At 58.4% G+C, this 12,759-nt stretch carries 10 protein-coding genes; 3 read left to right on the top strand and 7 right to left on the bottom strand.

Going from position 1 to position 12,759, the window contains the following annotated elements; all coding sequences use genetic code 11:
- Positions 1-27 precede the first annotated feature (27 nt).
- Positions 28-672 (bottom strand): hypothetical protein, encoded by a 645-nt coding sequence (locus ACWUI2_RS05725; RefSeq protein WP_486985090.1) that lies wholly within the window; start codon positions 670-672, stop codon positions 28-30.
- Positions 673-741: 69 nt separating this feature from the next.
- Between ACWUI2_RS05725 and ACWUI2_RS05720 the strand changes: the two genes are divergently transcribed.
- The gene (locus ACWUI2_RS05720; RefSeq protein WP_486985089.1) at positions 742-2,577 is read left to right on the top strand and encodes a phosphotransferase; all 1,836 of its coding nucleotides are present in this window, start codon (positions 742-744) and stop codon (positions 2,575-2,577) included.
- A gap of 227 nt (positions 2,578-2,804) precedes the next feature.
- Here the strand turns inward: ACWUI2_RS05720 and ACWUI2_RS05715 are convergent, their stop codons facing one another.
- The 6 genes from ACWUI2_RS05715 to ACWUI2_RS05690 form a co-directional block, all read right to left on the bottom strand.
- Positions 2,805-3,353 (bottom strand): hypothetical protein, encoded by a 549-nt coding sequence (locus ACWUI2_RS05715; protein WP_486981899.1) that lies wholly within the window; start codon positions 3,351-3,353, stop codon positions 2,805-2,807.
- A 61-nt stretch (positions 3,354-3,414) separates the two neighbouring features.
- Positions 3,415-4,725 (bottom strand): glycosyltransferase family 4 protein, encoded by a 1,311-nt coding sequence (locus tag ACWUI2_RS05710; protein ID WP_486981898.1) that lies wholly within the window; start codon positions 4,723-4,725, stop codon positions 3,415-3,417.
- An 8-nt stretch (positions 4,726-4,733) separates the two neighbouring features.
- Positions 4,734-6,548 (bottom strand): glycosyltransferase, encoded by a 1,815-nt coding sequence (locus tag ACWUI2_RS05705; RefSeq protein WP_486981897.1) that lies wholly within the window; start codon positions 6,546-6,548, stop codon positions 4,734-4,736.
- Positions 6,549-6,564: 16 nt separating this feature from the next.
- Positions 6,565-7,512: a glucose-1-phosphate thymidylyltransferase RfbA gene (rfbA, locus tag ACWUI2_RS05700; protein WP_486981896.1), complete on the bottom strand. Its 948-nt coding sequence runs from the start codon at positions 7,510-7,512 to the stop codon at positions 6,565-6,567.
- A complete protein-coding gene (gene rfbB, locus ACWUI2_RS05695) occupies positions 7,509-8,594 on the bottom strand; it encodes a dTDP-glucose 4,6-dehydratase (RefSeq protein ID WP_486981895.1) in 1,086 nt (361 codons plus the stop codon). The genes rfbA and rfbB overlap by 4 nt, the downstream gene beginning before the upstream one ends.
- On the bottom strand, positions 8,591-9,538 hold the full coding sequence (locus tag ACWUI2_RS05690; protein ID WP_486981894.1) for an SDR family oxidoreductase: 948 nt from the start codon (positions 9,536-9,538) through the stop codon (positions 8,591-8,593). Before ACWUI2_RS05690 ends, rfbB begins: the two co-directional genes overlap by 4 nt.
- A 238-nt stretch (positions 9,539-9,776) precedes the next feature.
- On the opposite strand from ACWUI2_RS05690, the gene ACWUI2_RS05685 reads away from it, so the two are divergent.
- Complete coding sequence (locus ACWUI2_RS05685) at positions 9,777-11,840, top strand: glycosyltransferase (protein ID WP_486981893.1); 2,064 nt, start codon at positions 9,777-9,779, stop codon at positions 11,838-11,840.
- A gap of 116 nt (positions 11,841-11,956) precedes the next feature.
- Entirely contained in the window at positions 11,957-12,757 is an 801-nt protein-coding gene (locus ACWUI2_RS05680; protein ID WP_486981892.1) for a hypothetical protein, read from the top strand.
- Positions 12,758-12,759 lie beyond the last annotated feature (2 nt).

Here is a 12,759-nt window from a genome sequence, read left to right as displayed (position 1 = left end):
GAAATACCAACTGGTGTCGGGTTCTGCCTATATGTGACGCGACGGGCACTCGACCGTTTCGGCTACTTCGATCTGGATGTGTTCGGCAAGGGATACGGCGAAGAAAACGATTTTTGCCTGCGGGCGAACCTTGGAAAATGGAAGAACCTCCACCTCTGCGACACCTTTGTATTCCACAAGGGCGCGGTCAGTTTCCAAGATTCGAAGAATCCAAAGGTCGATCGAGCGATCGCCATTCTCAACGAGTTCTTCCCCGGCTATGACGAACGTATTCGCTACTTTCTTCATCGGGACCCCGCCGCTGCGGAACGTCTCAAGGTCGATCTTCACCGACTCGCGAATCTGCCTAAGACCCGTGTTCTTGCCATCAGCCACGCACGATCCGGGGGCACCCTCCAGCACATCGTCGACCAGGCAAGCCGAAACGCTCCGACAAAAACCTATCTTCTCCTCCGCCCCGCAAACCGGAACTCGGATCGTTACGAAATACTGATCCTCCCGGATTTGAGCCGCATCAACCATCCGGACGGCGGTTTGGAACTGGAGGAGGTCGTGGCGTTTTGCCGGGTATGGAAAATCAGCGAAATTGAAATTCACCATCTCGCGGACCAATCCCGAAAAACGACCGATCTTCCCGAGAAATTGGGCGTACCCTACCGATTCATCGCTCATGACTATTATAGCTATTGTCCGCAAATCACCCTGACTCGACCGGATGGCCGATATTGCGGAGAACCTGACTTGACCGAATGCGAAGCTTGTCTGAAGAGGCGACCTGTTCCGGGAATCAAGAGTGTTCGGGAATGGCGTGATGCAAACGGTGCGCTCCTTGCCGACGCCATAGAGGTTACATGTCCGTCGGCAGCCACCGCCGCACACCTGCGTCGCCATTTCCCCCAAGCAAACCTCAAAGTCCGCCCCCATCCGGAACGCGACCGCGCGATTATGGCGGAGTCCCCGCTTTGGCAAAAGAGAGAAGGTGGGCCATTGGTGGTCGGCGTCCTCGGGGCGATGAGTCGCGAGAAGGGAGCCGACCTCCTGGAAGCCGCCGCAAGGGAGGCCGCGAAACAAAATTTGCCCATCCGTTTCGTTTTGTTCGGACATGCGTATCGGACACTGGTTCGCGAACCGGAATGCAACCTGACGATTACCGGCCCATATCGAAACGAGCAAATTGACGAACTGTTCACCATCCACAAACCGCACGTTTTCTGGTTTCCTGCACAATGGCCGGAAAGCTACTCCTACACCTTAAGCGTGGTCTTAGCGCGACGCTTCCCCGTGGTCGTTCCAAATCTCGGCGCGTTCGAAGAACGGATTAAAGACCGTCCGTTGTCGCGAGTGGTTCCGTGGGACGTCCTCCCCGGCGAAATCAATTATCACCTGATGTGCCTGGCCAGCGAAGCCCAAACCACACACCCAACAGCGAGCACGGAGGGTCCGCGCCCGCTTGTTCTATCGGACGAGGATCTCAATCGCACATTGGACAGCTGGGGCGCCGCGATCGCGACCGACAAACGCCCATCGAAAGCAGAAGTGTTACGCCTGATTAAAGCTTATGACACCCATAAGCGCTTTGAGGAGAAGGACCGGATCTTGAGAAAGATATTTTTCTCACCAAACGGTTCACGTCCACAGCCCATCCGAGCCATCGTCGAAGGAACGCTTGCTGATTTCGATGAAAAGGAATCGAAACCCCTCTCGACCCAGCGGCTGACCCGAGGGTTGGCCAATCACGGCATTTACCTCCACCAATTCAAGACTGGAAAAAAACATCCCGGCGTCATTGAAAAATTATCTGATCACGGGGCCGAAACGGAGGTTTACCTGCATCTGTCCCGCCAAGGCAAGCAGGCGATCACGACTTTCCCCGCAGTATATTCAGTTCAAACCTTCGGGCGACTATCCCGCGTTTTCATGGAATACGCTCCCGGCCAACCTACCCATATTTCCGACCTCAAAGACGGAGAACCGATGGCTCGCGCGATCATTGAAATGCAAACCACGTTGAGCGCGTGCCCGGGACTACCCAGCCGGCGACCTTCACTGAATACTATCCTGGCCGATTTCGCCCCCATGCTGAACGGCCAATTTGGATTCAACGAAGATGAAGTATCAACGTTCGAGTGGATCAAGGCGAATGCGGATCGAGTCGAGGCATCCTTCTCCGAATCGGAGATCCGCGTCTGCCACAATGACGTCTGGTTCCATAATTTTGCCCTGACGCTCGACCAAGGGCGGCGTATTGAGCGTGTCCAATTTTTCGATTTCGGAATGGCGGGTATGAACACAGCCGGGGCCGAAATCCATCATTTTATCACCTACTACTTCGAAGGCATGGTGACCTTGCCATTTCTTGCAAGTGTGATCGAATCATACGCCTCCCTCATCGGCTCAACCCCGGAATCGATTTGGCGTTCGGGGTGTCTTTATGCCCTTCACCGAGTCCTACGAGAGCTCCAACATCATGCGAAGAGAGGCAACCGACCCGGCCTAAGAAGAGGCCATTCTCTCGTTCAACAGTTGGTCCAGGCGTTCGATGAAGGCACACCTGCCACCGAGGCAGCATTCGCCTGAAAGTGAACCTGATTTGACGGCCAAATTCGAAAATAACAGCGGATTAAAATGAGATTAACCCGGAAATCCGCGAGTGGCGTATGCAGCCGCCGGGAGGAACCAGCGAGAAGACCGGCTGAAGCCGGAACTCCAACCTTCAATCGCCTGGAAAATTGAAGCCCGCATTTATGCGGTCTTTCCTTTACCGGTGGGATATTCGCAGGAGATTTCAGAGAACGGCAGTAGCATTACTGCAGTAAATCCGCCGTCACCGCCTCCGGGTCGGTGAAAAGGTAAACCTTATCCGACGGGCGAGGGGTAAAGCATGAGCAAAGCCGATTATAATCAGCTGATCTTTCTCTGACAGATTCATCTTTATTTCGTTTGATGTAGAGTTCCGTCCACCGGGTAAAACTTGGTTGGATCCGAATAATAATTGCGACATGCGAACCAATTATTCCTTCTATTATTTCCCGTTCACATGGAAAAGAAAGAGTGAACCCTTCGATTATAAAATCACTGGTATATTTCTCTAGAAGCTTTTCATACATTTCGAATTTTGCATCGTTAATATGAGAAAACTCTCCCCAGGATTTAAGACCAAACTTTGTAGGATCATCCCAATATCTGTAGTCGGTCAACTTTCCAGGATCACAAGAGGGATTATATTTATCTCGAAGCATGTGATAAACTGAATCCGCATGAACAACAGGGAGATGAAGGGCTTCGGAAAGCCTAAAGGCTGTAGTGGTTTTCCCGGATGAAGTTGGAGCAGTAATATAGTATATTTTTTTCATTTACTATGAGCGCCAGGGATGGACTAAGGTTGATTCACCAACAACAAACGTTTATCTTCTCCTATTCGATCATAGCCGACATCGAACCCAATCCGGGTTCGACTAAACATTTTTCCGAAGAACCATCCAGAGACAGATGTCCCAGGTGGGTTTCGACACATTGATCGACCGTCAAAGGGGCGAGAATCCCGTTCCGCAAGCGATTCCAAAGGTCTTCACCGTCGCTGGCTGACATCAGGGCTTGGGCCCAGCTCTCCTTGCTGCCAACGGGGACGTGCAGACCGTTGACTCCATCTTTTACTTTCTCGGCCATGCCGCCTATGTCGGAGCAGATCACCGGTCGCCCGTAAACAAATGACTCCTGAATCACCATTGGGGAATTCTCCCACCATTTCGAGGGAACTACCGTCCAATCGATTCCGCTCATTCGTCGAGCCAACTCCGACGCACGATACGGGCCAATCCAGCGCACGACACCCAATTCCACCAGCGGTTTCATCAATCCCTCGATCTTTACGCGCAAGTCTTCCGGTTGATGCTCGAAGTTAGCCGCGTGGATTTCGAGAACAATCCGGCTTCGTTTCGCTTTCGGAATTTCGTGAAGGGCTTCCAGCAGAATATCGAGCCCTTTGAATGGCGTGACTTGACCGAAGTACCCAAACCGGGTCCGCCCCTCCCCCTTCAGTAACGGCCGTGGAGGCAACATCGGTTCGGAGGAATGACCATTCTCTATCGTCACGATCCGCTCCGGATGTAATCCCCAGGCGATATAGCGTCGACGAAGGAACTCCGAAGGGGCGACGAACATATCGACAAATTCGAACTGGCGATGAAAATAATGCTTCCGCAGCCAAAAATCCTCCGGGCTGAACTCGGGAAAACAGCGATGGCACTCGGCGATCGACTCGGATTCACAGAGCTTTCCGGACGGCTTCTTGATCATCTGCCCCTGATTCATGCAGATGGCAATATACTCATGAAGCGTTAAAATGATCCGGACCGACGGATCCACCTGTTTGATTACCCGCAAATACTCCACGCCAAGATGCATGTAATGATGGGCATGAATCACGGTTGGCTTTAGCGCACGCAATAGATCCGCAAACCAAGTGGTCATTGAGCGAGGGCGGGCCGCTTTTAGCCGATGCCAATCCTTCACCGCCTGCTCCCAAAGGTATTCCCCCGGACGATGCATGCTCAGCAACCCGGTGGCCCCCCGACCACGGTCTACCCGCGCAAGAAACCAAGCCGCCTCAACCTTTCGGTTTCGCTTGTATCCTTGATAAAGATTGTAAGCCGCGATTTCCCCCCCACCCGGAGCGAAATCCGGATGGCCGTGTGAGATTACAAGAATTCTTTCGGTTCTATTCATTCGTCGTCCTACTCCGGCCGGTGGTTTCCGCATCGCGTCAGTTCATCGATCATCTCTCCCCAACGCTCTTCATGCCGAGTCGCGTTGTACAAAGTCACTCGACTCCGGAATTCCATGCCGCCATGCATTCGATAGGATTGACGCTCCAAGTGGGTCAACTGGACCGACGGCAGATAGCCGATCTCGAAACCGGCCTTTCGTAATTTCAAGCAAAGGTCCGAATCTTCAAAATCACCGATCAGATAACCCGTGTCCCATCCGCCGACCAAATCAAATTCCGCCCGTCTCATCAGCATGCATGCTCCCGTCACCGCCGGAACCAAGGTCAACTCTTTCTCCTCATCCCAAGCCGGGTCCAATCCCATCTTGGGATGGTGATTGATCCACAGATCCAAATCATTCATCCGGAGAAACATCATTCCAGCATGCTGGATGGAACCATCCGCGAACACTAGACGGGGGGCGATCACACCTAAATTCGGCCTGGCCTCCAATGCCTCGGTCAGAAGTCCCAGCCAGCCCGCCTGCTGGGGAAAAACATCGCTGTTTAGGAACAATAGTTTCTCCCCTCGGGCGTATTCGGCGGCCAGGTTGTTCGCTGCGGAATAGCCCCGGTTCGGTCCGCCAAAGAGCCAGCGGAATGGCACGCGGTAGAGTTCAAACAATTGCTCCGCCTCCGAGACAAAATCCGGATACAGGCGGTCATCGTTGACCACATAAATAAGCTCCGCCTTTTCCAAAAATTCCGGATCGCCGGAAAACTCGATCAACTGGTGTTCGACGAAATCCGATCGCCCGTAAAGGGGAACAATTACGCTGACCTCCGGCTTCTCCGGCAAACTTCCAAGGACGCGATCAATCACTTCCGACTCCTTGAGGCGCTGGTGGAAAGCCAAATTCAATGGCCCCAGCAGATGCCGGTCCACCTGTTCGACTCTCTTCCGGAAATAAGATTTCGGCGTGTCGATGCCGAAAAGCCATTTTGCCGCCTGCACCGGGTGCACCGGCAATTCCCCGCAATTCTTCCTACCCAAGGTAAACTTCCCTCGCGGCCCGATCACTTTCAACCAAAGTTCCCTTCCTTCCAGCGGTCGATCCAACCGAATCATAAATGCCGGTTCGGCGTCCGATTCGGCGAACGATTTCCATTCCACGTGACGGCTGACGTCGACCCTGGGAAAACGCACTCCTTTTCCTAGGGAGTGAACGCCTCCGCAACCGTCTTCTATCCAGACGGTCGAACCTGGTTCACACATCACCCAGCCAAAAACCACCGTCTGACCGGATATCCGGCTCGACGCAGCGAAGTCGATCGACCCTTCTCCGAATTCACAGCCCCCGCTCGCATCAGGGATCAACCGAATCAACGAAATCCATTCGGCGGAAAATGGCTCAACTCCATCGATCAACCGACCGGCTTGCCCCCCCAATGCTTTCAAGTTGATGCCCTCCAATGACTCCACCTGTTCCAATTGCAAACCGACTGTTCGCGGGCGGCCATCGGGGGTCGTGAACTTTAATTCAACCGGCCCGGGAGTGATCGTGCCGACGACTTGAAACCCCAATCCCGCAGGATCGGTATCGCCCAAGAGTTGAGCGACATCACTGCGCGGACTGACCGAAACTCGTGCGGCGATCCGGCGGCCGTCTCTTTCCAGCGCCACTTCCCGGAGCCCCCTCCCCCATCCGGCGATATACCCCAAGCCATCCTTGACGAAAGCCGTTTCAATATGGCAAGTCGATACCACCGTCTCATCCGTCCGTTTCTCGCCCCCCCATTTCGTTATCAAACGCCGGAATCCACTTTGAATCTCTGTTTTCACCGTTTTCAACCGTTGGTTAATGACGGGCATCCTGATCCAGGGCGCCCGGCGGGCAAGAGAAATCAGTCTCGACAAGCCCGGCGCTACCGACTCGCGCGAGAATTTGCGCCAAATAGGCGGCATATCCCGACTTACCCAATGCCGCAATCTGCCCCGCCATCTCGACCGAGCCGATCCATCCTTTCGAAAACGCGATCTCCTCCAGACAGGCGATCTTCAGGCCCTGGCGGGTTTCGATGACTTTCACGAAATTGGCGGCGTCGAGGAGGCTGTCGTGGCTGCCGGTGTCGAGCCAGGCGGTGCCGCGGCCGAGAGGGGCGACGTGGAGCTGGCCTTCCTCCATGTAAAGGCGGTTGAGATCGGTGATCTCGAGTTCCCCGCGGGCCGAGGGACGGAGCGTGCGGGCGCGGTCCACCACCGTCTCGTCGTAAAAATAGAGGCCGGGCACCGCGTAATGAGATTTTGGATTCGCCGGCTTTTCTTCGATCGACCGGGCTGTGCCGTCGGCACCGATTTCCACCACCCCGTAAGCCCGGGGGTTGGCCACGTAATACCCGAAGATCGTCGCGCCACGCTCCCGGGCGGTCGCTTCGCCGACGATCCGGGAGAAGTCGTGACCGTAAAAGAGGTTGTCCCCCAAGACCAGGGCGGCCGGACTGCCCGCGAGAAATTCTTCACCGATCAAAAACGCCTGGGCGAGGCCGTCCGGCGAGGGTTGCTCGGCGTAGGAGATCCGGAGCCCAAATTGTCCGCCGTCGCCGAGCAATCCGCGGAAAGCCGGGAGATCACGGGGAGTGGAGATCACCAGAATTTCCCGGATGTCGGCCAGCATCAAAACCGAGAGCGGATAATAGATCATCGGTTTGTCGTAAACCGGCATCAGCTGCTTGCTGGTCGCCAGGGTCAACGGATAGAGCCGCGTCCCGGATCCGCCGGCGAGTATGATTCCTTTTCGAGTTTTCATCGCTGGGAAGCCGGTTCGGCGCCGAGGCGCTCGCGGGCGTATTTCCGCCGGGTGATGTCGTCGGCCCATTGCCGGTTGGCCAGATACCAGTCGACCGTTTTCTCCAATCCGCTCGCGAACGATTCGCGCGGCGACCAACCGAGTTCGCGCCGGATCTTGCCGCAGTCGATGGCGTATCGCCGGTCATGGCCGGGCCGGTCCGCCACATGGGTGATTTGTGTCGCGTAACCGATGCCGTCGGGGCGGGGCGCCTTCCGGTCGAGCAGCCCGCAGATTTGCCGAACGATTTCGAGGTTCGGCATCTCGTTCAATCCGCCGACGTTGTAGGTCTCGCCAATCCGGCCTTTTTCCAACACCCGGCAGATCGCTTCGGCATGGTCCTCGACGTAAAGCCAGTCCCGGATCTGGCGGCCGTCGCCATAGATCGGCAGCGGACGGCCTTCCAGGGCGTTCAGGATCACCAGCGGGATCAGCTTCTCCGGGAATTGACGCGGGCCGTAGTTGTTGGAGCAATTGGTGGTCACCACCGGCAGGCCGTAGGTGTGGTGGTAGGCCCGGACCGCGTGGTCGCTCGCCGCCTTGGACGCGGCATAGGGACTGTTGGGGGCGAACGGCGTGGTCTCGGTGAAGGCCGGATCGTTCTCGCCGAGGGTCCCGTAGACTTCGTCGGTCGAGACGTGGAGAAACCGCTGCCCGTCCGGACGACCGGCCTCGGTCCAGACTCTGCGAAAAGCGTTCAACAATCGGAGGGTGCCGATGACGTTGGTCGCGAAAAACGGCTCCGGCGAATCGATCGAGCGGTCGACGTGCGACTCCGCCGCGAAGTTGACCACCGCGTCGATCCGGTCGTCGCGCAGCACCCGGGTCATCGCCTCCTCGTCGGCGATGTCGAGTTGCTCGAACCGGTAGGCGGGGTCGTCGGCGAGATCGGCGAGGTTTTCACAGTTGCCAGCGTAGGTGAGCGCGTCGACGTTGACCAACAACTCCGGACGAAGCTCCGGGCCGCCGGTCAAGAGATGCCGGATGAAATTCGACCCAATGAAGCCGCAGCCGCCGGTCACCAGAATGCGTTTGTTTTTCATGTCGTCTCCCAAACCTCCAGCGATTCCCGCACCGCTACTTCCACGGGCCGCAACCGAATTCCATGGGCGGCCAGCTTCGATGGATCCATCACGCAATTCGACCGCGGGGTCCGCGCGGCTTCTTTCATAAAAACTCCCTCGTCTTCGAAAAAGTCGAATTCCTCCGGAAACGGATTGCCCGCCCCCGATTTACGCAACCGTTTCCCGCGCTCCCGGATCAGTTCCACCACCTGGCTGGTGGTCACCGCGCCGGGGTTGGTGACATTGTAAATTCCGAGCGGCACATCCTTTTCAAAGCAAGCGAAACAGGCCGCGACAAATTCGTCGAGCTGGCTGATCGAATTCTCCGCCTCCAACAACCGACGGTATCGCATGAGTTTCGTCAGGTAATTCCGCGGGTTGTCGCGATGATCGAACGGAATCCGCAGCCGCCAGACATAAGCCGACGGCGTCCCGGAGTGATGCCACCCCATTTTCCCGTCCGGACCCTCGCGTTCGCCATAACCGAGGACCTCCTCTCCCAGCGCCTTCGTTCCGCTATAAAAACTGCAGGGGCCCCGCCGGAAGGAAAAATTGGGCACGTCGGTTTCCGCGAAACCGTTTCCGTCGGACCGCCGCCCCGAGAAGATGCACCCGCTCGAAACATGGCCCCACCGCAACCCGAGCTGGGCGCAGACCGCATCGATCCTGCCCGGCAACACCGCGTTGCCATTGAGGCAATTGGCCTTGTCGTCCTCGCAGGCGTCGACGTTCGGCTTTCCGGTGTAACCGGCGCAATTGATCAGAAAATCCGGACGGGACTCCCGCAACGCAGCTTCCAGCCGACCGGGATCGGTGTAATCGATTTCCGTCCTCGAGAAACTCCGAAACGGAATCCCCCGCTCCTCGAAATGCCGTCGAAAGGCCGTCCCGACGTACCCCGTTCCTCCCAGGATCGCGATCACGCTTCCTCCCTCCGCCTTACCACTGCCTCACCCTGACTCTGAACCAAAAATACCACCCATCCAGAACAACCACCTGCCTCAACAATTCAAGGCTTTTCAACCCAACAAAGTGGCCGGGCCATCCCGGCTCCGGGCGCATTTCCCGCGCTTCTCCCTCGCCAGAAGATCATCCTCCCTTTTTAACATGATCTTTGACCATCGAATGGAGAATCCACCCACATCCAACCCAACCCCCCATATGCCGGCCTCCGACCGGACCGTCCCCCGCGTCTCCTTCATCACCGCGGTCCACAACGGCCTCGCCGACACCCGCGAAATGCTCCGCACCTTCGCCGCAACGGTCCGGCGGTCCGACTTCGAGTTCATTTTCATCGACGACGCCAGCACCGACGATTCCCGAGCGTTCCTCTCGGCCCTGCCCGACCCGTTCCGCCTCTTGGTCAACGACCGTTCCCTCGGTTTCGCCGGAGCCAATAACCGGGGAGCCCGCGCCGCCCGAGGCGAGCTCCTGGTTTTCCTCAACAACGATCTCCTCTTCGACCAGCCCTGGCTCGATCCCCTGCTGGCCCCCCTCGCCGATCCTTCCGTCGGAGCGGTCGGGAACATCCAGTTCGACCCCGCCACCGGACTAATCGACCACGCCGGGATGTTTTTCGACCGTAACGGCATGCCGAAACAAGCCCGCAAGAACACCCGCCGGATTCCGCGAGGAGATTACCGCGAATGGAACTGCCTTTCCGCCGCCTGTCTCGCGATGCGTCGGCAAACCTTCCTCGATTTCAACGGGTTCGACGAGACCTACCGCAACGGTTGCGAAGACGCCGATCTCTCCGTCCGACTCCGCCGGAAAGATCTCCGATTGCTGGTCGCCAACCGCAGCCGAATCATCCACATCGGCGGATCTTCTCCCCAACGCCACCGGCACAATTCGGCCAACGAAACACTTTTCCTCCACCGGTGGGGCTCCGTCACCCGCCAATGGGCCCGCGACGAGTGGGCGCGCGAATATCTGATCCGCTACTCCCGGCGGCCATGGCGCCTCAACCCCGGCAAGGCCCTCCGCGCCTTCGCCGAACTCTGCCCCAAGCCGTTCCCCGAGTATCGACCCCCGACCAATCGCCTCCCTTCAGGCAACGGCGACGGCCCGACCCGGCTCCTCATCCTCACCTCCAGCACCGGGGGGGGGCACGACATGCGGGCCCGGAGTCTTCAGCAATGGACCGAACTTCCCGAGAACGCCGAACTCTGGGATTGCCGCATCCACCAGGCCCTCGAATCGACCCACGGCCTCTACCGTTTCGGCGTCGGGCTTTACAACTGGATTCAACGGACCCGCCCCGGCCTCCACCATATCTATTTCAATGTCCTCGAACTCCTCGGCGCCACCCGCCGGAGCCGCCGTCTCCTCGGCCGCGAGCGGTTCACCAGCTTCCTCCGCGATTTCCAACCCGAGGTTATCGTCAGCACCCACGGCCACCTCAACCACGCCTTCTTCGATCTCGCCCGACAAACCCTCGGGGCCGACCGGGTTCGCTGTGTCACCTATTGCGGCGAACTTTTCGGCGGCTACGGTTTCGCCCGCGGCTGGGTCAACCCGCAAGCCGACGCCTTCATCGGCGCCGTCGAGGAGTGTTGCCACGCCGCCCGCCGCCTCGGCATGCCCCCGGAACGCAACCACCTCGGCGGCTTCCTCCTCCATCCCGATTTCTTCGCCCCTCCCGCCCCGGACGAAAAAGAAACGCTCTTCGCCGAACTCGATCTCGATCCGGCCCGTTTCACCCTCCTGCTCGCCACCGGAGCCAATGGAGCCAACAACCATCTCCCTTGCCTGGAGGCCCTCGACCGCGCCAACCTCGTCATCCAGGTCGTCGCCCTCTGCGGCAGAGACGAGCAAACCCGCCAAATCCTCGCCGGTTTCACCCCGCGAACCTCCGGCCTGACCGTGCGTCCCCTCGGCTACACCGACCGCATGCCCCGGCTTCTTCGATCGGTCTCGGCGGTTTTCGCCCGGCCCGGCACCGGCACCACCAGCGAAGCGATCGTCAGCGGCTGCCCGATCCTCTTCAACGCGATCGGCGGCATCATGCCCCAGGAACAAATCACCGTCCGCTTCGCCCGCTCCCGCCAAATCTGGCTCGCCACCGTCCGCCGCCCCGCCCGCCTCGCCGAAGCCGTCGCCTCTCTCCAGGACGAGCACCTCCAAACCATCCGAACCCGAATGCGCCAAATCAACCCCACCCTCACTCCCCAAACCATCCTCCAACTCTTGCCAGCCCGCCCCTCCATCCCATCCCCCACTTGACACCGTTGAACCCGCTTTTAGTCATAAGTCCCATGATCCAACTGAAGCTTCCCAGATTAGTGTTCATTAGTGTCCATTAGTGGTTAGAATCCTGTTGTTTCGGAAAATCCAGACCCGTGAGTCTCTGCTATTCCAGCGCCGAGCGTAATCCGCAACTGCACGCCCGCCTCCTCCTCAAGGCGATCTTTCCCGCGTTCGCCGATCTCTTCAACGCCTCCCCCGCCGCCCGCGAAGGACTCGAAACGGCCAATCTCCGCCTCCGCCTCCAAACCGGGTCCGGACTCCGCTCCACCTTGTCGTTCGAGAACGGCGTCTGCCATTACCTCGGCGAACAACGGGTCCGGGCCGACATCATCCTCCATTTTCTCTCCGATCGCCTCGTCCGCCCCCACCTGCGAGGCCGTCCGTTCGCCACTCCCGTTCCGGTCCGCGGCATCCGGCTCTGGAAACAGATCCGCAGCTTTTCCCGGCTCAGCAAACTTCTCGAAAATTCCCTCAACGGCGGTCCGGACCTCCCCGACGACGACCCCGCCTCCCGCTCCACCCAATCCTGGCTCATGCTCGGCGTCTGCCTCCGCGCCGCCGCCCAACTCTCCCGGCATGAGAAATTTTCCCGCGAGTTCACCCGCCACCTTCCCGACGGCTGCGCGGAATTCCGCATCGGCGACCACCAGAACGGCGGCTGGATCCGCTGCACCGGCGGCAAACTCGCCGCCGGCGGAGGCACGCCCCCGGAACCTCCGTTGGTCCGCATCGTTTTCCCCGACGCCGAAACCGCCCTCGACGCCCTCGACGACCGGATCGATCTCGCCGCCGAGGTCGGAGCCGGCCGGGTCCGGGTCGAAGGCTACCTCCCCTTCGCCGACGCCCTCGGCATCCTCTTCGAACGCGTCCCCGCCTATCTCAAGGTCCACTGATG

The sequence above is a fragment of the Verruconatronum alginivorum genome, assembly GCF_056590205.1.
Note: the sequence above shows the minus strand (reverse complement) of the source record. Positions and strands in the feature narration are given on the sequence as shown.